At 33.0% G+C, this 18192-nt stretch carries 17 protein-coding genes; 12 read left to right on the top strand and 5 right to left on the bottom strand.

Annotation, left to right across the window (positions count from 1 at the left end):
• The first annotated feature begins 367 nt into the window (after nt 1-367).
• Both AB3210_RS02080 and guaA read left to right on the top strand, forming a co-directional pair.
• Nucleotides 368-1834, top strand: a complete 1467-nt coding sequence (locus AB3210_RS02080) for a type II secretion system protein GspD (RefSeq protein ID WP_026097225.1) — start codon at nt 368-370, stop codon at nt 1832-1834.
• A gap of 227 nt (nt 1835-2061) precedes the next feature.
• A complete protein-coding gene (gene guaA, locus AB3210_RS02075) occupies nt 2062-3624 on the top strand; it encodes a glutamine-hydrolyzing GMP synthase (RefSeq protein WP_052265035.1) in 1563 nt (520 codons plus the stop codon).
• Between the two features lie 220 nt (nt 3625-3844).
• On the opposite strand, the gene AB3210_RS02070 is transcribed toward guaA, so the two are convergent.
• A complete protein-coding gene (locus AB3210_RS02070) occupies nt 3845-4537 on the bottom strand; it encodes a TerC family protein (protein WP_026097226.1) in 693 nt (230 codons plus the stop codon).
• A 282-nt stretch (nt 4538-4819) separates the two neighbouring features.
• Between AB3210_RS02070 and AB3210_RS02065 the strand changes: the two genes are divergently transcribed.
• From AB3210_RS02065 to lepA, 3 genes are all read left to right on the top strand, one after another.
• Nucleotides 4820-6196 (top strand): malonyl-CoA decarboxylase, encoded by a 1377-nt coding sequence (locus AB3210_RS02065; RefSeq protein ID WP_052264917.1) that lies wholly within the window; start codon nt 4820-4822, stop codon nt 6194-6196.
• Nucleotides 6197-6281: 85 nt separating this feature from the next.
• Complete coding sequence (locus AB3210_RS02060; protein ID WP_264336165.1) at nt 6282-7304, top strand: hypothetical protein; 1023 nt, start codon at nt 6282-6284, stop codon at nt 7302-7304.
• 81 nt (nt 7305-7385) lie between these two features.
• On the top strand, nt 7386-9182 hold the full coding sequence (gene lepA, locus AB3210_RS02055) for a translation elongation factor 4 (RefSeq protein WP_007301936.1): 1797 nt from the start codon (nt 7386-7388) through the stop codon (nt 9180-9182).
• Between the two features lie 239 nt (nt 9183-9421).
• Here lepA and AB3210_RS02050 read toward each other — a convergent pair whose 3' ends face one another.
• Nucleotides 9422-10294 (bottom strand): hypothetical protein, encoded by an 873-nt coding sequence (locus AB3210_RS02050; RefSeq protein WP_007301937.1) that lies wholly within the window; start codon nt 10292-10294, stop codon nt 9422-9424.
• A gap of 95 nt (nt 10295-10389) precedes the next feature.
• Nucleotides 10390-10761 carry a glutaredoxin gene (locus AB3210_RS02045; protein WP_006015443.1) on the bottom strand — a complete coding sequence of 124 codons (372 nt, stop codon included), beginning with the start codon at nt 10759-10761 and terminating at the stop codon, nt 10390-10392.
• Nucleotides 10762-10829: 68 nt separating this feature from the next.
• Between AB3210_RS02045 and ribF the strand changes: the two genes are divergently transcribed.
• Genes ribF through AB3210_RS02025 form a run of 4 tightly spaced genes read left to right on the top strand, consistent with a single transcriptional unit; the run spans nt 10830 to nt 14877 of the window.
• Nucleotides 10830-11762, top strand: a complete 933-nt coding sequence (gene ribF, locus AB3210_RS02040) for a riboflavin biosynthesis protein RibF (RefSeq protein WP_019236620.1) — start codon at nt 10830-10832, stop codon at nt 11760-11762.
• Nucleotides 11759-12235, top strand: coding sequence for a signal peptidase II (gene lspA / locus AB3210_RS02035; RefSeq protein WP_007301940.1), 477 nt, complete (start codon nt 11759-11761; stop codon nt 12233-12235). The genes ribF and lspA overlap by 4 nt, the downstream gene beginning before the upstream one ends.
• 4 nt (nt 12236-12239) lie before the next feature.
• The gene (locus AB3210_RS02030) at nt 12240-13568 is read left to right on the top strand and encodes a M16 family metallopeptidase (protein WP_026097227.1); all 1329 of its coding nucleotides are present in this window, start codon (nt 12240-12242) and stop codon (nt 13566-13568) included.
• Nucleotides 13555-14877, top strand: a complete 1323-nt coding sequence (locus AB3210_RS02025) for a M16 family metallopeptidase (protein WP_052264654.1) — start codon at nt 13555-13557, stop codon at nt 14875-14877. The genes AB3210_RS02030 and AB3210_RS02025 overlap by 14 nt, the downstream gene beginning before the upstream one ends.
• Here AB3210_RS02025 and purN read toward each other — a convergent pair.
• Nucleotides 14871-15437 (bottom strand): phosphoribosylglycinamide formyltransferase, encoded by a 567-nt coding sequence (gene purN, locus AB3210_RS02020; protein WP_007301943.1) that lies wholly within the window; start codon nt 15435-15437, stop codon nt 14871-14873. The genes AB3210_RS02025 and purN overlap by 7 nt on opposite strands.
• 266 nt (nt 15438-15703) lie before the next feature.
• Here purN and AB3210_RS02015 point away from each other — a divergent pair, with 266 nt between their 5' ends.
• On the top strand, nt 15704-16120 hold the full coding sequence (locus AB3210_RS02015) for a hypothetical protein (RefSeq protein WP_007301944.1): 417 nt from the start codon (nt 15704-15706) through the stop codon (nt 16118-16120).
• On the opposite strand, the gene AB3210_RS02010 is transcribed toward AB3210_RS02015, so the two are convergent.
• Complete coding sequence (locus tag AB3210_RS02010; RefSeq protein WP_052264653.1) at nt 16113-16634, bottom strand: Na+/H+ antiporter subunit E; 522 nt, start codon at nt 16632-16634, stop codon at nt 16113-16115. The two genes, AB3210_RS02015 and AB3210_RS02010, sit on opposite strands and share 8 nt — an antisense overlap.
• Before the next feature lie 103 nt (nt 16635-16737).
• On the opposite strand from AB3210_RS02010, the gene AB3210_RS02005 reads away from it, so the two are divergent.
• Together AB3210_RS02005 and smpB are read left to right on the top strand one after the other, a co-directional pair.
• Complete coding sequence (locus tag AB3210_RS02005; RefSeq protein ID WP_007301945.1) at nt 16738-17649, top strand: ankyrin repeat domain-containing protein; 912 nt, start codon at nt 16738-16740, stop codon at nt 17647-17649.
• Nucleotides 17650-17737: 88 nt separating this feature from the next.
• Nucleotides 17738-18187 (top strand): SsrA-binding protein SmpB, encoded by a 450-nt coding sequence (gene smpB, locus AB3210_RS02000; protein WP_007301946.1) that lies wholly within the window; start codon nt 17738-17740, stop codon nt 18185-18187.
• Nucleotides 18188-18192 lie beyond the last annotated feature (5 nt).

The following is an 18192-nucleotide window of genomic DNA, read 5'->3' as shown; positions in this document are numbered from 1 at the left end:
AAAATGTATATAGCTATGATAGAAGTTATCTATACCAATATACTTTAACTAGAGATTATAAATTAATGAAGTTGAAAAGTCTGCAGACGAAGATAGATTTCGAGCTCTAGAATACCTTCACTATCAAAATAACAAAGCTGTCAAAATTTGTCAAGTAATTTTTATCGCAACTGTACAAACATTGCACAGGACAAATTTAAAATGCTGTCTGTTCAGACGCATGTGAAACCAGTGCTTCTTTTCATCCCACTTCCATGCGGCTAAACCCTTTTCATAATCTCCTATCTATCATTTCTTAAACCACTCCCCTGAACGGATACAATTAAATACATTTTTAACATTTTTATAGAAAACTATTAGTATAGATTTGTATGCTGCCCTCATGGCTATTTTAAAATGTTTAATACTCCTTTTCATTATTTCTTGTACACATCTACCTAACAAGCAACATTCTGTTAATATAGACAATTATAAGCACGATTATTCGTTGCAACAATATAATACTCCTTTGAAGAATAACGAACCAGCAATACCAGAAATGATACCTTTACCGGTAGAGTTTCCCGATCTTACAACCAGTAATCAGTTTCTTTCGATTAATGTTGATGAAAAAGTACCAGTAAAGGATTTACTGATTGAAATAGGAAAACTTTCTGACATTAACTTAGACATAGATCCCAAAATATCAGGTAATATTACTTTAAAGCTAAAAGATAAGAACATAAACGAAGTAATTCAGAATATAGCCAACAGCGCCAAATTGCGTTACTCAATGAATAATGGTGTAATTAGAATTGAACAAGATTTGCCATATGCACAAAATTATTACGTAGACTTCATCAATATTCAACACTCTGCTCAAAGCAATTTTGTCGTTAGTGGCAATGTTACAAGCAGCGATGCTGACAGGAATGTTAGAAAGTCTCAATATAGCAGTGACTTATGGAGTTCATTAGAAAAAGGCTTAAATGCAATAATGGATGTTAATGGAGTGGATGATGGTGAATTTCTTTCATCCAACAGAGAAGCTGGTGTCATTATTCTAAATGCTAGAAAAGATATTCACAAAGCTGTTGAAGAATATATTAATAAAGTTAAGAAATTGGCGTCTTCTCAAGTAATGATCGAGGCCAAAATAGTTGAAGTTGTATTAGACGATAAATACCTTTCTGGTATCAACTTAAATGATTTGCATAATGAAACAAAATCTATAACAAATCAAGATAGTTCCATTACTAGCCTGGTAATGAACTCTGATTTAGAAAATTTAGTAAAAACTTTAGACAAGTTTGGCACTTCAACCGTAATTTCAAGCCCTAGAGTACATGCTATAAATAATCAGCAAGCAATGATTTCATTTACTAAAAACCATATCTATTTTACTTCCGATATACAGAAAGATACCGGAAACTCCAATCATGCCTTAATTACCAAGATGAATAGCACTCCAATAGGTGTGGTGTTAATAATCCACCCAAGCATTAACATTGATACTAACGAAATATTTATGGATATACACCCAACCTTATCAAGAATTAACAATTACACTAAAGACCCAAATATAGAATATGTCGCACAACAGAATAAAATGAAATTAAATAGTGACATTCCAATTATTGAAACCAGAGAAATGCACTCTACGTTAAAAATTAAGAGCGGCGAAGTTATGGTAATTGGTGGGCTTATAGAGCATAGAAAAGATAACCAAAACTTATTGCATCAAAAGTCAAAAAAACTGGCTAAGACAGTAGAAACCGTCATCTTCCTGAAAGCAACAATCGTACCAACACTTGGTTTATTAGATATAAAAGATAGGAATTTATATATATATTAAACGTATCCGTTCAGGCAATGGCATCAACTTAAGGAAAGATGTTGGGGTTGCTATTATGATAAGAAGAGAGTATCAGAATGATAATTAAGACAGCTTAATCATAAATCTGTTGCAGTAAATTTAAGTTACTTTAGTCATATATTAAAGTTTTTAAACAGGTCTTAGTTTACTTACTTTATTGTTTTCTTTATTATCAAATATTGCTTTAAATAATATGGAGGAGCACATTGTCAGCAATTGCCGTTATTGATTTTGGTTCACAGTTTACACAGCTTATTGCAAGACAAATCAGGGAAATGGGCGTTTACTGTGAAATATTTCCAAGCAATATCGATTTCGAAACAGTATCAAAATTCAATGGATTTATTTTTTCTGGAGGACCGCAATCTGTAAATGACAATTGCTCTGAAGTAAGTGAAGTAGCACATAAAATTATAAAACTTAACGAAACAATAAACACTCCTATACTTGGAATATGTTATGGACAGCAACTCATTTGTCATTATTTCGGGGCAAAGGTAAGAAAAGAATTCAATCAGGAATTTGGCAAAACTAAAATCAAGATACTAAAAGAATCCCCAATTATAAAGGATACTTGGGACGTTAATTCCGAAGTCGATGTGCTAATGAACCATGCAGACAGTGTCGAAACTATACCGCAAGGATTTACTGCTATTGCCTCAGGTATAATAAATCAAACAATCGCAATAATTGCCAACGAACAGCGGAAGATTTACTGCACTCAGTTCCATCCTGAAGTTAAGCCTACGACAAATGGTAGTAAACTTCTCTCTAATTTCTTAGATATTGCAAATTGTGAGAGAGATTGGACAATGAAGTCATTCATTGAAAAACAGAAGGAAAAAATTCAAAACTTAGTAGGGGAGAAAAAAGTAATTGCTGCAGTAAGTGGGGGGGTTGATTCAAGTGTTGCAGCAGTTCTTACACACAAAGCTATAGGAAAACAATTAAACTGTATTTTTATCGATACTGGGTTATTGCGTAAGAGCCAGACCACTGCTATGTTAAAAGAAATTCCAATAAATTACGTTGATAAATCAAACTTGTTTTTAAGTAGGTTAAAGGGAATAACTGATCCGGAAGAAAAGCGAAAAATTATCGGCAATACTTTTATCGAAGTATTTGAAGAAGAGGCAAAAAAAATAGGTGATGTGGATTTTTTAATGCAAGGCACCATTTACTCTGATGTAGTTGAATCAGGGCACGCTTCAGGAAACACTAGTACAATTAAATCTCATCACAATGTTGGTGGGTTGCCAGAAAAAATGAATCTGAAACTAGTAGAACCTTTACGCTATCTCTTTAAAGATGAAGTAAGGCTGCTTGGCAAAGAAATTGGGCTTTCAGATGAGATAATATTTCAACATCCATTTCCTGGGCCTGGACTTGCAGTGAGGATCATAGGTGAGGTTGATGAAGAAAAGGTACGAATATTGCAAGAAGTAGATGAAATATATATCAACACAATGAAAAATTATGATCTGTATGATAAAATATGGCAGGCTTTTGCTGTACTGTTACCAGTAAAAACTGTGGGAGTTATGGGAGATAATCGTACATACGGATATGTTTGCGCTTTAAGGGCTGTGACTTCATCTGATGGCATGACAGCTGATGCATTTCCATTTGAAAATAAAGATCAACATTCGTTAGTATTTTGGAGGTTTTTGCAAGACGTCAGTAGTATAATTGTTAACAAAGTTTCCGGAGTAAATCGAGTTGTGTATGATTTAACTTCCAAGCCACCAGCAACTATTGAGTGGGAGTAGCAATAATTTCATTCCAGTTTCAGCTACTCGAATCACACCAAAGAGGCTGCTTGCATAACTCAAATTTTAAGGAAAACTATTTAATGTCATTCCAGCGCGTAACGCTGGAATCCAGAAAAAAAGAACCAGTGTCAGCTACTCGGATGACATCGAAATGTTCGTACAGATATTCGTCACACACCGGAATAAAAATTAGACTTTTGCCTTGTGCAAAATAATTTCAAGGCCGCATTGTCTTTATTTTGCTTATAGCTTCCACAAGCACTGCAAACATAAATGAAGAATACAAATATGCTTTTGGTAGTTCTATGTGAAGCCCTTCAAGTGTTAGATATACACCGACGAGTAAAATAAATAGAATGGCAATTACTTTTAAGCTTGGGTTGGATTTTATTACCTGAGCGGTATAATTTGATGAAAATAGCATCGCTAATATGGAAAATGTAAATGCTATGGCAATGATTATCATATTGTGAGTTAATGCTATGGCAGTTAATATTGAATCAACCGAAAAAACTAAGTCTATTAATATAATTTGTAGCACAACTAAAAAAAATTGTGATTTAACATTTGCCTTTGTTTTGTTCTCCTTATGTACAAAAATTTCGCTCCATAACTCTATAGAACTTTTAACAATAAGGAATAACCCTCCTGCAATCATAAGTAAATCCTTTACTGAGATATCTAGCGATACAGCGTGAAATATAGGCTTTTGCATTGATAGTATATATGATGTAAAAAATAGTATTACAAAACGCATCAATAGCGCTAAGCCAAAACCTATAAGGCGGGCTCTTTCTCTCAGCAGATTTGGCACCTTATCTATTGCTAGAGAAATAAAGATTAAATTGTCTATACCAAGTATAGTTTCAAGTAGCGTAATTATCAATAAAGTCCAAGCATCAGCTAGCATTTTCATTCCAAAGTCAGATTTTGTACTTTACAATAGATGTGTAAAAATTAAGTAACTTCGACTAGGTAATTAAAAAATCAGCCTTACCCGGAAAAGAAAGAGGCAAAAGGGCATTTTTATAATAAAAGTACTTTTGTAAGAGAAATAATGAAATTAAAAATCTAACTCTCTTTACGAAAATTTTAAATAGATTGTAAAATAGTTGTACCATGAAAATATATGCCTTCTTTATAGACTAAGATTTTTCTTTAAATTAAGATAGATACACGATAAAAGGAACATATGACAAAAGAATCATTAGCAAAAACTGATATAGTAAAAGTTGAAGATAAGAAAGCAACAAAGGGATTTTTTAAAATATTAGGTGAAGTAGCAGATGCTGTAAGGTCATGGGTTGGCAATATTGGCCCTGATTTAAGTAGTAGTCGCGATGTCGATAGTTTAGTCTTGAAGATGAACGAATGCTTAAACCCAAAGGGGGGTGAAGTCTCAGCACGTAAGAACACCGTATCTCTTGGTAATTTGTACTTGAGTTTATCAGAGGCAGGTCAAATAAAATTTTTACAAACCCTGGCAGAAAAGTTCAATCCGGATAAAACGAAAATAGATGAAGAAATGAAAGTATATAAGAAAAATCAAGATTCTGAGTCGAGCTATAAGTTTGAACAAGACTTAATAAAAGTCCTTGAATCACCACGCTCTAAAATATTGAAGCAGTTTATCTCCTTACCGGAGGGCCTTAAGTTTATTGTTGATATGCGTTCTGATGTACTCAAGCTGAAGAATCAATATAAAAGTCTAAGTCCACTAGAAAACGAATTAAAAAGTATACTTTGTACTTTGGTTGATGTTGATCTACTTGATCTTCATCAAATCACCTGGGATTCACCTGCATCATTGTTGGAAAAACTTATAAAATATGAAGCTGTACATAAAATTTCCTCTTGGGGTGACTTAAAAAACAGACTAGATTCTGATCATCTCTGTTTTGCTTTCTTTCATTACAAAATACCAAATGAACCTTTAATTTTTGTAGAGGTTGCACTGATGAATGAGATTGCAGATAGTATTCAACACGTTTTGGACGAGTCAGTTCCTTCAAGTGACCCAAGCAGTGCAAGTACTGCTATATTCTATTCAATATCAAACACTCAAACTGGTTTATCTGGAATTAGCCTCGGTAACTTTTTAATAAAGAGAGTCGTAGAAAAACTATCGCAAGAATTTAAAAGCGTAAAAGTGTATGCAACTCTTTCTCCAGTTCCTGGATTTACAAAATGGCTAAAAAATCAAGACGTAGCTTTATTAGGTAAGCTTAATATAAAACAATCAGGTACAGAAATTTTAGAAAGCATAAAAACTAACATTGAATGCGAAAAACAGTCCCTACTGAAACTTTGTACACATTATTTGCTAAAGGTTAAAAGCAGTGGTGGGGGTGCTTATGATCCAGTAGCACACTTTCATTTAAGCAATGGTGCATCAATCAAACAAATCAACTGGATGGCTGATACTTCTGAAAAAGGCATTAGTCAGTCAGCCGGAATAATGGTGAATTATCTGTATGAGCTGCCTAAAATAGATAACAATCATGAGAATTATATGATTAATAAAGTGATTTCTCATTCAAAAAAAGTGTCAGCTATGTTAAAGGAATAATAGGAAGTGCGCAAGCATATAGAAAGTGCTAACATTCCCTAATGTTTATGTATATAATATTAAATAGTTTTATGAGGTAAAATGTATGAATAGTAATGAATTAGAAGAATTAAAGAAACTAAAACAAAAGATACAAGATGCAGTAGCACATAAAAAATTGTATGGTGTATTATTTGCAGATTCTAAAGAGATAGAGTTATTCAATAATTGTATTAGCAGTATTAAAAGTAATGGAATAGGCAAAGAGGAATCAAATGAATTGATAACCATTTATAAAGGACTTAATTCAATATTTGATAACATTAGTTCTGACTGGGATGGCAATAAGGGTAGCCTAAATGCTCAAAAAATTATTGTACATTATCAAAACTTAGAGTCTATCTTAAAGATAGTAAACATAATTAAAGAATTGAAGACAAGATTGGGCCAAGCATTCGTGATCTTCGACTTTGATGAATCCGGGTTAATCCAGGATATCGAATCACTCCAAAAAAAAATGAAAGAAGTGCTAGAAAACATGCAACAACAAGAACAAAGTGCAGCAAGGAAAAAAGAGTTAGAAGAGAAAGCTAAAGCAGAGTTTAGCAAGTATATAGAAAACGGCACTATTGATGCGATGTCAATCAAAAGGGATAGTAATTCAGATCTTCTTTATACAATAATTAAGCTAAAAGAAGACAATAAAAGCACAGATATTAAAGTAAGCGAATTTTTAAATAGTGATTTTTGTAAAGAAAACAATATTGCCGGTTTTCTTCTTTCAAGTGGAGATCAAAAAGAATTTATCAGTGGTAAAATACATGAGGGGATTAGATATTATCATATAGGTACCACAGTTCAATATGGAATAAAGTTTAACTGGTATGTAGACGGAAAGGAATGTAGCATTACATTAGGTGCTAACAGTGATGATAGTATTAGAATAATAAGTGATAGACCAACTGATGCGGATTTAGAAAAAAATAAAGATGTAAAGATTAAAGTTGGTGATGCTTACCTAAGCCTTGCTGATGCAGTAAAAACGTGTAGACAGCAAGAAGATCCAAGTAGCACAGTGAAGCAAGCATCAGCTAATGAGCATTGCCGTCCATTGGCAAGGACAGCTTAATGTTTTTAGCAAAGAGAGATATAAGTAATTGCTCTTGTAATACTTAAAATGTAAAATAGATCTACTTAAATAAGTAGATCTATGAACAATATAAGAAATTTTGCAATAATAGCACATATAGATCATGGGAAGTCAACTCTTGCTGATCGTTTGATAGAAGAATGTAACGGTCTTGAGACAAGGGAAATGACCAATCAGGTACTTGACTCAATGGATATAGAGCGTGAACGCGGAATCACAATCAAAGCACAAACGGTAAGACTCAATTACACTGCAAATAATGGTAATAAATATTGCCTCAACCTCATGGACACACCAGGTCATGTTGACTTTTCATATGAAGTCAGCCGAAGCTTAGCCGCATGTGAAGGCTCACTTTTGGTAGTAGATAGCAGCCAAGGAGTTGAAGCTCAGACTCTGGCAAATGTCTACAAGGCAATTGACAATAATCATGAGATAATAGTTGTGCTTAATAAAGTCGATCTTCCTGCTGCAGATCCAGAAAGGATAAAGCTTCAGATTGAAGAGGTAATCGGAATTGATGCAACTGAGTCAATTTTGATATCGGCAAAAACTGGTCTTGGGATAAAGGATGTACTTGAAGCTATAGTGACAAAACTTCCCGCTCCTCAAGGTGATACAAATGCTCCACTGCAAGCAATTTTAGTTGATAGTTGGTATGATCCTTACCTAGGAGTAGTAATTTTAGTGCGAGTTAAAAATGGAGTACTAAAAAAAGGCATGAGAATCGTTATGATGTCTAATAATGCTACATATCAGGTCGATAATATCGGTATTTTCACTCCTAAAAAAGTTATGACTGGTGAACTTTCAGCAGGTGAAGTTGGTTTTATAACTGCTTCAATGAAAGAAGTAGCAGACTGCAAAGTAGGAGACACTATTACTGAAGAGAAAAGGCCGTGCAGCAAGGCATTACCTGGCTTTAAAGAAGTACATCCTGTAGTATTTTGCAGTATTTTTCCCAATAACACAGATGATTTTAAATATTTAAGGGAAGCACTAGAAAAATTACATTTAAATGATGCTAGTTTTACATTTGATGCTGAAACGTCAAATGCCCTAGGTTATGGATTTCGTTGCGGTTTCTTAGGAATGCTACATCTTGAAGTCATTCAAGAAAGACTCGAAAGAGAATTTGATTTAGATCTAACAGCAACTGCACCGAGTGTTATATATAAAGTTGAAACACAAAATGGTAAAGTTTTAAATATCCATAACCCAAGCGATATGCCAGACCCTACAAAAATTGAAATAGTGGAAGAACCGTGGATCACTGCAACTATAATGGTACCTGATCAATATTTAGGAGAGATTCTATCTCTGTGTGAAGAGAGGAGAGGAGAACAGCAGGATTTATCTTATGTTGGTAATACGACAACAGCACTACTGAAGTATAAATTACCGCTGTCTGAGGTTGTTTTTGATTTTTACGATAGACTAAAATCAATTTCCAAGGGATATGCAAGTTTAGATTGGGAAATATCCGATTATCAGGAAAGTCAGATAGATAAATTAAGTTTTTTAGTTAATGGAGAACCTGTGGATGCGTTAGCCTGCATTGTTCATAAAAGCAGGGCAGAAAAAAGAGGCCGTGAAATATGTGCACGTTTGAAAGACTTGATACCACGCCAGCAATATAAAATCGCGATTCAAGCGGCAGTAGGCGGAAAAATTATTGCTAGAGAAACGATTAACCCGTATAGAAAAGATGTAACAGCCAAGCTCTATGGTGGAGACGTTACACGAAGGATGAAGCTGCTTGAAAAGCAGAAGAAAGGTAAGAAAAGATTGCATTCTGTAGGAAACATAAACATCCCACAAAATGCTTTTATTGAGGCTTTGAAAATAAATGATTAATATATATTCAAAAACATAAATTTAAAGAACTAAGTGATATTTTCTCAATAAATTTACTGACATTGATATGGGTAAATTTGAAATAGCTATGTGAATTTGTAAAACACTATATAAGATACCATACAACGAAATCATCCCAGTGTTAAACGCTGGGATGACAGAGAGCAGCTCAATTGCTCCACTCAATCAGTAAAAATCAGATATATGTAGACATTGGCTAAAACCATTCCAACAACATTTTAGTGAAACTTAACAAGCTTATCTATAGTTTTAGTGATGATTCTTGGAGTATTTGGAGAGACTTCTGAGCCCAGTCTATTTAACCGCTCTATAGCAAACCCGCTGTTCTCATTTATTATGAAATCACATAAAATATTTTCTATATCTTTAATAACACTTTCATGCTTTCTCAGAGGATGGTTATTCGGATATCTATGAATGGTTTTGATGCTAGAATACTCAACGAAAGCTTGATCTTTAAAAGCAAGTTGTCTCAATTTCTCTTTGAATTTTTCTTCTTCATCTCTTGCTAAAAGGCAAGACTTTATCAGTGATTTTATAATCGAGTTTATAGCCTGATGTATTTCAGAATGCACTATAACTTTGATGATATTTTCTTCCACTATGCAATCATAAGTGCTTTTTTCGCTCTTTAATGACTCTATAAGCATTTTGCTATTTTGCGAATTCAATTCCAGATTCTCTTCACTTATAGGAGTCATTATAAAGGTATTCTTATTTACCCTGATGTAAAATTGTGGCAACCCTTTAGAACAGGCAAATGCTACATCCTTAGACTCAAGTGCGTGATTGTATGAAGAAGAAAGGGTGCTTGCTATAACGCTACTTGGTACTTTCATTCCATGATTACTTAGGTGATTTAACACATTCTCAACATCATGATATGTAAAACCTGTATCTTTTATCAATTCAACAACTTCTATGCAATTGTGTTGTTTATACTCTATTGTCACTTCTTCTGTAAAAAGAGTTTTAGCTGCTATATGCTTATCAAGCACTGTGAAAATCTTGATGAAACTCTCTAAATCTTGTTTGTTAATTAATTCAATACTAATTAAGTTTTTGCTAACAATTATAATATTTTTTATCATTTTTTCCCACTAAAAAAACTCACTAGATGAATTGTATTTTTAATTCATTAAAAATTGTTTAAAGTGGGTATGCCAGCAACAGTAAGACAAAAAAATCACATAAAATCTTCATTATGTATTATATTACATCCCTCGTGTTCATCACTGCCGCTTGTGTAAGCTGTTGCATTAATGCTATCTTCATTGTTATTTAACATATTATCCAACTTTCCTTCTTTTTCAAGATCCATCAATTTGTCACATCCAGCAATATGATGTACATAATCACCATTTTCATCAGTAATAAAAATTTGTGGAACTGTCCTGACGTTATATTTTGATTTTATACCGTCAAACAAATCCGAGTTTCTAAGTACATCAATTTCTTCGTATTTCACACCTTTTTCATCCAATAACTCTTTTGCTTTCTTGCAGAATGGGCAGTACTTCTTCACATATATTACAACTTTTCCTTTAGTGTTTTTCACGATTTATCTCCATAGTTCATAAAATACAACTATTATATATAAAAAATATATATAAAATATCAAATTGTATGAAAATTATTTACAACTGTGAGCAAGGGATAAAAGATAATGTGGCACTAACTTTCGGAAATTTCGATGGCGTTCATTTAGGACATAAGTTTGCAATTTCCAATCTAAAGAAGGTAGCACAAGAAAGAGGATTACCCTCTGCAGTTTTAACTTTTGAGCCTCACCCATCAACTGTTTTATTTAGTAGGAACAATTTTAGGTTAATAGACCAAGAACAAAAAAAGGAACTAATCAGCAGCTATGGTATAGATTACTTGTATATTATTAATTTTAATAGAGGTTTTTCTGAGGTTAGCTGCGATGACTTCATTGGTAAGATTTTGGTAAAGAAGTATGGTGCTAAACATATAACTGTTGGAGAAAGTTGTACTTTTGGTCACAAACGATTGGGTAACATATTAACTCTAGAAAAATATTCTCAGATGTATGAATATTCTTTAACTAAATTAGAGCCATTGATAATCGATAGAAAAATTTGCTCTTCTTCCTCAATCAGAGAGTGTTTACAAAAAGGCGAAATAGAAATTGCTAATAAATTGCTTGGTAGGTCTTATCAAGTTTCTGGTATTGTAACAAAAGGTGCATGTAGAGGTAGAGAAATAGGGTTTCCAACCATAAACATTCCGATAGAAGATTACATGATAAAACCTAAGCTTGGTACATATTACGCCAAAGTTGCATTTTCTGAAAATAGTTCAAGTTGGCTATATGGAGTAGTCAACATTGGTATGAGACCTACATTTAAGGACTTAAAAAAACCTATAGTAGAAATGCATATATTTGACTTCAACGAAAATGTATACAATTTTAAGGTTGACATACAACTTTTAAAATTTATTAGGGCAGAAAAAAAATTCCATAGTATTAACGAGTTAACAAAACAGATAGACCGTGATATAATGAAGGCTTACCAGTTAAAGATAAACTTATGAAAAGGATATGTTTAGTTATTATATTGATTATAGTATCATTCGATCAAACAAGTAAATTGTATATAAACTCTTTGATTGATGAGGGGGAGTCAATCGAGATTACTAGTTTTATGAAATTAGTTGAAGTTTGGAATTCAGGAATTAGCTTTGGAATGTGTAGTACTCTGCCGCATGGCAGCTTCTTTTTTTCAGCATGTTCAATATTAATAATTGGTATACTTGCATACTTGATATATAAATCTAATGATAAGTCAATTTACCTTAGTTTTTCTCTGATGATTGGTGGAGCGATCGGAAATGTAATTGATAGAATCTATTGGGGAGCTGTATATGACTTCATATATTTTCATATCAATGATTGGTATTGGCCAGCCTTTAATTTAGCAGATCTATCTATAGTTTGTGGAATGTGTACATTGTTATATAAGTGGTATATATATGATAGGTCTATCTCTAAGCAAAATGAGGAATGAAATAATGCTTCGCAAATTCTTTAGTTTTTTTATACTATCTGTGTTTTTTTTCATTTGTCCGATTTCTTTGGAAGCTGAAATCATAAAGCATGCTAAGCTCAGTAACGGATTGGATGTTTATGTAGTACATAATCACCGAATTCCAGCTGTTTTTCATGCAATAATATATAAAGTTGGGGGAATGGATGACCCAATTGGCAAAGCAGGATTGGCTCACTACTTTGAACACTTAATGTTTGAAACTACAGGAAAATTTAAAGACATAGAATCCACTTTGGGCAGCATTGGGGCCCAATTTAATGCTTTTACCACTAAAGAATACACCTGCTACTACGAATTAGTTCTCAAAAAAGATTTACCACTAGCAATGGAAATTGAAGCAGATAGAATGGGCAATTTTGATGTTACTCAAGACAAAATAGATAGAGAAAAAAATATCGTATTAGAAGAAAGAAAGATGAGATTTGATAATAATCCTGAAGCTTTACTATGGGAGGAAATGAACAGTGCATTTTATCGTAATGGTTATGGTAGGTCTGTTATTGGTTGGGAGAGCGATATTAAAACTTACAATCAAGATGACATAACAAGGTTTCATGATAACTATTATCATCCAGGTAATGCTATACTGCTCGTTGTTGGTGATGTAGAATTTGAAGAAGTAGTGGGATTAGCAAAGGAAAAATATGGTGCAATTAAAGCTGAGCCTGTAGTGAAGCATTATCCGAACCAAGATTCAATACATAATGCAGATATATCGGTAATTTTAGAAAGCACTGAAGTAAAAGAGCCAGTTTTATACTTTCGCTATAGTGTTCCTTTATTTGAGCAAATAAGTGAAACTTTTCCTGTTGATTTGGCAGTTGATGTTTTGGGGAATGGCAAGTCTAGTAAGCTATATAAAGATTTAGTTCTAGATAAGAATGTAGCAGTAGAAGTGTTTGCTTATTATAATAGCTTAGCTTTTAGTAATGGTTACATTGAGATTCGGGTAACTCCAAAAAGCGGGGTGAATTTGGATGCTGTTGCAAGAGAGTTAGAAAATTCTATTAATCACTTTAACTCTGAAGGAATAACAAGTGAAGAGTTGCAAAGTACAAAGTCTAAATACAAAGCAGCACAGCTTGATAATCTATCTGATTTAACTAATATAGCAATGTTTTATATACCACGTCTAGCACTAGGTATTCCACTTGATGAAATAGACATTTCATATAGCAAAATTAATGATGTCAATCTAGAGGATGTAAATAATAAAGTTCACGCTATCTTTTCTACTAATAAATTAGTTGGTCGTTTGCTACCAAAAGGAGGTAATAATGAAGATAAGTAAATATGTATTTCTATTTTTTTTCTGTCTAGGCTTTAATTTGCAAGCAAGCAGTCACTTAAATATAGAGGAGGTTACTACTAATAAAGGATTTAAGTTTTTATTTGTTGAAAACCATGATCTACCAAAAGTTTCACTTAATATATCATTCAAAGATGCAGGCTACGCACACGAAAACGCGAAAAAACAGGGGCTTGCTTGGTTTACTTCTCTTGTAATTCAAGAAGGAGCAGGAAAAAATGATGCCAAAGATTTTGTAAAAAAGCTTGAGGATAAAGGAATTAGTTTAAATTTTACTGCTGGTTTAGAAGCATTTAGGGTTTCATTAAACACTTTATCTGAGAATCTAGAGGATGCAATTTCACTACTGAGTGATGCTATAATGCGCCCTAAAGTTGATCCTGAGGGGTTAAATAGAGTATTCGAAAAAGCCAAAGTAAACTTTAATAATTTTGAAAAAGACCCTTATTTTATTGCTGCAAAAGAGTTAGATACATTGTTGTTCAAAAAACATCCTTACTCAAGAGATCCATATGGAACTCTAGACACTATAATGAACATTACTAGAGACGATGTTTTAACATACATAAAGCGTAGTTTTACTAAGGATAATATCGTTATTAGTATTGTTGGTTGTGCAACAAAAGAAGAAGTTAGTACGCTGCTCGATAAATATTTATCTAAGTTACCATCAAAAAGATCGAAAGTTAGGAAGGTATCTGTAAAAAATGAATTTGGGCCTGCAGAAAGTAAGAGCGTTTTTATGGATATACCACAGAGTGTAATACTTTTTGCTCAAAAAGGCATAGCATATGAAGACCCTAATTACTATAATGCTAGTGTTTTGATTAATGCGCTTGGTGGTATGAGTCTAAACTCAATACTGATGAAAGAGTTGAGACAAAATCTAGGTATTACTTATGGTGTTAGTGCACGTAATGTTCCTAATAAGCATGGAAATATTATATCTGGATTTATGAGTACTGATAGTTCCACTGCTAGCAAAGCTATATCAGCAGTAAAAGATACATTTAGCAGAATAAAAGAGGAAGGAATTGACGAACAATTATTCAAGGATGCAAAAACCAGTTTAGTAAATAACCTTATCTTCTCTTTTCTATCCAATAATGCGAATACAGCAACGTTACTGGATAGTATGCAGATAGATGATCGTGATATTAACCATATAAATAATTATGCAAATATCATTAATGATGTTCAATTGGAAAAAGTAAACAAGCTGGCAAGTTCTTTACTGAATCCTGAAAATTTATTTTTTGTTGAAGTTGGAAGAAACGCTCAAGGTCAATAGTTAATACCTTCTACTATTGATCTTACTGCTTTTACATAACACTTATGCTCTTCAGCTAGAATGCGCTCTGAGAGACTGTGAACATCATCATTTGGTAACACTGGAACAGTAGCTTGAGCGATTATGGCTCCAGCATCAATTTCAGGAGTAACATAATGCACAGTACATCCTGTAATTTTTACACCCGCTTTCAGAGCTTGCTCCTGAGCATTTAGGCCCTTAAATGACGGAAGTAAAGAGGGATGAATATTTATAACTTTGTTATGCCATTTATTCAGGAAATTGGCCTTTATAATTCTCATAAACCCTGCAAGGCAAATTAAATCAACCTTATGTTGAACAAGTATTTCATGAATTTTATCAGTATCAAGTGGCTTATCTTCAACAACAAACGCTGAAACTCCTGCTTGCTTTGCTATTTTAAGGCCTCCAGCTTCACTATTATTTGTGATAACACACACAGTTTCAGCAGGGAAATTCTGATCTTGACATGCTTCTATTAAAGCCTGCATGTTTGATCCTCTACCTGAAATTAGTATTCCGAGTTTTATCTTTTTCATTTTAGTGCAGCCGTAAGAATGGATATTAATAAAATAGCTCAAAAGGAAAGTTTATTTTAGAATAAATACTATTGTGTAGCAATATTTTACACTGCTGAATAACATGGAATTAAAGAAATCATTCAGTTTGAAGTAACTTTAACATTTCATTTTAGGAATATTATACAATTTATGGTAAATAAATGCATATTTTTATGGCTGCGTTATTATTTATTTAACAAAGTATTAGTATAATTTACTACACTGAATTAAATGGAGAAAATTCAATGAATAAATTACCAAGCAATGCAAAAACAAGCAAGTCTCAGGTTACTCAGTGGGAGGTAATAAAAAATTGTGAATATTCTGATAATTGTTTATCAAAAGTAGTAACTTTATACGTCATTAAAATGGCAGAATTATCAGATATTTATACGAGTAATGAACCTGAAATTAATACTATACTTACAAGAATAAGCATAACAAGTGAAAATGCATTTTTAAATAAGGTTGTTGATATTGAAATTATGGAGGGCATTTTTCCGTACAAATTCAACAGCAAGAAGAAAAATAACATATCAAGGCTAGAAGATTTGTACAATTATTTATGTTCTACTGTTATTGATAGCCTTCCAAAAGAAATGCTTGAAAGCCTAAGAAGAGAATACAGAGACGCTGTTAACTTATTTAAAGCAATTACTTAACTAGGTGTAACATTTTTAAGACTTTACCTTCTATTTCAGAAATGCCACTTTCAAGATCTTTATCTATCAAACATATGGTAGATAAATATGTTTTCTGCTTCTTTTCAACATTGATAGTTAAAGTTCCAGGAGTAATCGTAACCGAGTTAGCAAATAATGCAATGGTCTTATCATTATGTCCTATGCATTCTCTTACAATAACAATTGGCTCAACTGTAGATTTGAATCGTAGCACCTTTTTTGTTACATAAATACTTGAAAAAATAATTTGGTAAATTAGCCAAGGTATATAACTTATAAGCTGATAAAGTAACAGCCTACCACTATCATTTAGAATTTGACTAAGGGCACTTTCAGCATCAATTAACCTTTTAAAGATAATCAATGTGAACACAGAAGAAAATACTCCACAGAGAATAAAAAAAGGCTCAAAATAACCAGACAATGTAATCCATAGAGAAGACAAAATCACAAATGATAGAGAAAAAAACTTAATATTTTGCCTGACTTTCATGATTTGGAGTATAACTTAAATGATTTTTTAGAAAAATAAAAAGTTCTTGATTTTTGTGTCAAAGAACATAATAACCAAGTTATTTTAATAAGTAGTGGAGATTATGACGCTTGATGATTTTCTAAAAATGCTTGAAGAAATAAATGATACTTCAGGTTTAAGCAAGAACAACATAGTTGAACGAATAAAAATAAAATTAGAAAGAATTGATTTACGGAGGTGGGAAGATAGTGGATTTAATATCAATCATATATTCACTACACATAGTGATCTAGATCCTGTAGAAACTACATTGTTGCATTTTGCTGCTAAGAGTGGCTATGAGAACATAGTAATAGCTCTAATTGAATATGGAGCATATGTTGATGCATGGGACAGCGATGGATGCACTCCTTTACATTTTGCTGCTGAATGGAACCACAAAGGCATATTAGATATTTTAATTGAAAGTGGAGCAAATGTTAATGCGTGGGACAATGATGTATGTACACCTTTACATCTTGCTGCCGAAGGTGGGAATGAAAGTGTAGTAAGAGCTCTAATTGCATGTGGAGCAGATGTTAACGCGCAGAACAATGATGGACACACTCCTCTACATTTTGCTACTAAGAGTGGCTATGAGAACATAGTAATAGCTCTAATTGAACACGGAGCATACGTCGATGCGTGGGATAATTATAGAAGCACTCCCTTGCATTTTGCTGCTGAAAGTGATAATGAAAACATAGTAAGAACTCTGATTGAACATGGAGCATGTGTTAATGTGTGGGATAGTTGTGGACGCACTCCTTTACATTTTGCTAGCGATCATGAAAGTATAAGAGATATTTTAATTGAAAGTGGGGCATATGTTAGTAAACAGAACAATAATAGATATGCTCCTTTACACTTTGCTATTGAATGGGGCTGCAAAGATGTGATAAGTTCTTTGTCAGGTAATGCTAGTCCTAGGGCTGAAATGGCAGTAGGAAGAGTGGAACAAATTACACTTGCAGGAAGATTGGAGCTTTTTTAACCAAACTTGCATTTACTGAGATAATTGTTTTGTTATGAATTAAACCAAAAGTTCTGTAATATATTGAAGCTTAAAGATATCTTTAGATATGGAAGTTATTGCAGAAAATAGAAAAGCAAGGTTTGAATACTTTATCTTAGAAGAATTTGAAGCAGGTATGATCCTCTTAAGTAGTGAAGTGAAATCACTAAGGGAAAGAAAAGCAAACATTTCTGATGCTTACGTTACTGAAAAAAAAGGTGAAATATGGCTAAACAATATGCATATCGCAGAGTATAAAGCTGCAAACCAAAAGAATCACAAGCCAAAAAGAGAACGAAAATTGCTTTTGCATAAAAAAGAGATAAATAAGCTAATTGGTCAAATCAAAACCTCTGGAATAACTGTTGTGCCACTTTCTATCTATTTTAATGATAAAGGGTTGGCAAAAACTAAAATTGCCATTGTGAAAGGAAAAAAACTCTATGATAAGAGAGCAACCATAAAGCAGAGAGAGTGGGAACGTGAGAAAAGTAGATTGTCTAAGAATAATTTGTAGTAAAA

This window comes from Wolbachia endosymbiont (group B) of Scrobipalpa ocellatella, assembly GCF_964188425.1.
Lineage (GTDB): Bacteria > Pseudomonadota > Alphaproteobacteria > Rickettsiales > Anaplasmataceae > Wolbachia.
Note: the sequence above shows the minus strand (reverse complement) of the source record. Positions and strands in the feature narration are given on the sequence as shown.

Coding starts and splice junctions, on each gene's coding strand:
- AB3210_RS02070 (WP_026097226.1), bottom strand. CDS start 4,537: ATGCTAGCTGATGCTTGGACTTTATTGATAATTACGCTACTTGAAACT.
- AB3210_RS02065 (WP_052264917.1), top strand. CDS start 4,820: ATGACAAAAGAATCATTAGCAAAAACTGATATAGTAAAAGTTGAAGAT.
- AB3210_RS02060 (WP_264336165.1), top strand. CDS start 6,282: ATGAATAGTAATGAATTAGAAGAATTAAAGAAACTAAAACAAAAGATA.
- lepA (WP_007301936.1), top strand. CDS start 7,386: ATGAACAATATAAGAAATTTTGCAATAATAGCACATATAGATCATGGG.
- AB3210_RS02050 (WP_007301937.1), bottom strand. CDS start 10,294: ATGATAAAAAATATTATAATTGTTAGCAAAAACTTAATTAGTATTGAA.
- ribF (WP_019236620.1), top strand. CDS start 10,830: ATGAAAATTATTTACAACTGTGAGCAAGGGATAAAAGATAATGTGGCA.
- lspA (WP_007301940.1), top strand. CDS start 11,759: ATGAAAAGGATATGTTTAGTTATTATATTGATTATAGTATCATTCGAT.
- AB3210_RS02030 (WP_026097227.1), top strand. CDS start 12,240: ATGCTTCGCAAATTCTTTAGTTTTTTTATACTATCTGTGTTTTTTTTC.
- AB3210_RS02025 (WP_052264654.1), top strand. CDS start 13,555: ATGAAGATAAGTAAATATGTATTTCTATTTTTTTTCTGTCTAGGCTTT.
- purN (WP_007301943.1), bottom strand. CDS start 15,437: ATGAAAAAGATAAAACTCGGAATACTAATTTCAGGTAGAGGATCAAAC.
- AB3210_RS02015 (WP_007301944.1), top strand. CDS start 15,704: ATGAATAAATTACCAAGCAATGCAAAAACAAGCAAGTCTCAGGTTACT.
- AB3210_RS02010 (WP_052264653.1), bottom strand. CDS start 16,634: ATGAAAGTCAGGCAAAATATTAAGTTTTTTTCTCTATCATTTGTGATT.
- AB3210_RS02005 (WP_007301945.1), top strand. CDS start 16,738: ATGACGCTTGATGATTTTCTAAAAATGCTTGAAGAAATAAATGATACT.
- smpB (WP_007301946.1), top strand. CDS start 17,738: ATGGAAGTTATTGCAGAAAATAGAAAAGCAAGGTTTGAATACTTTATC.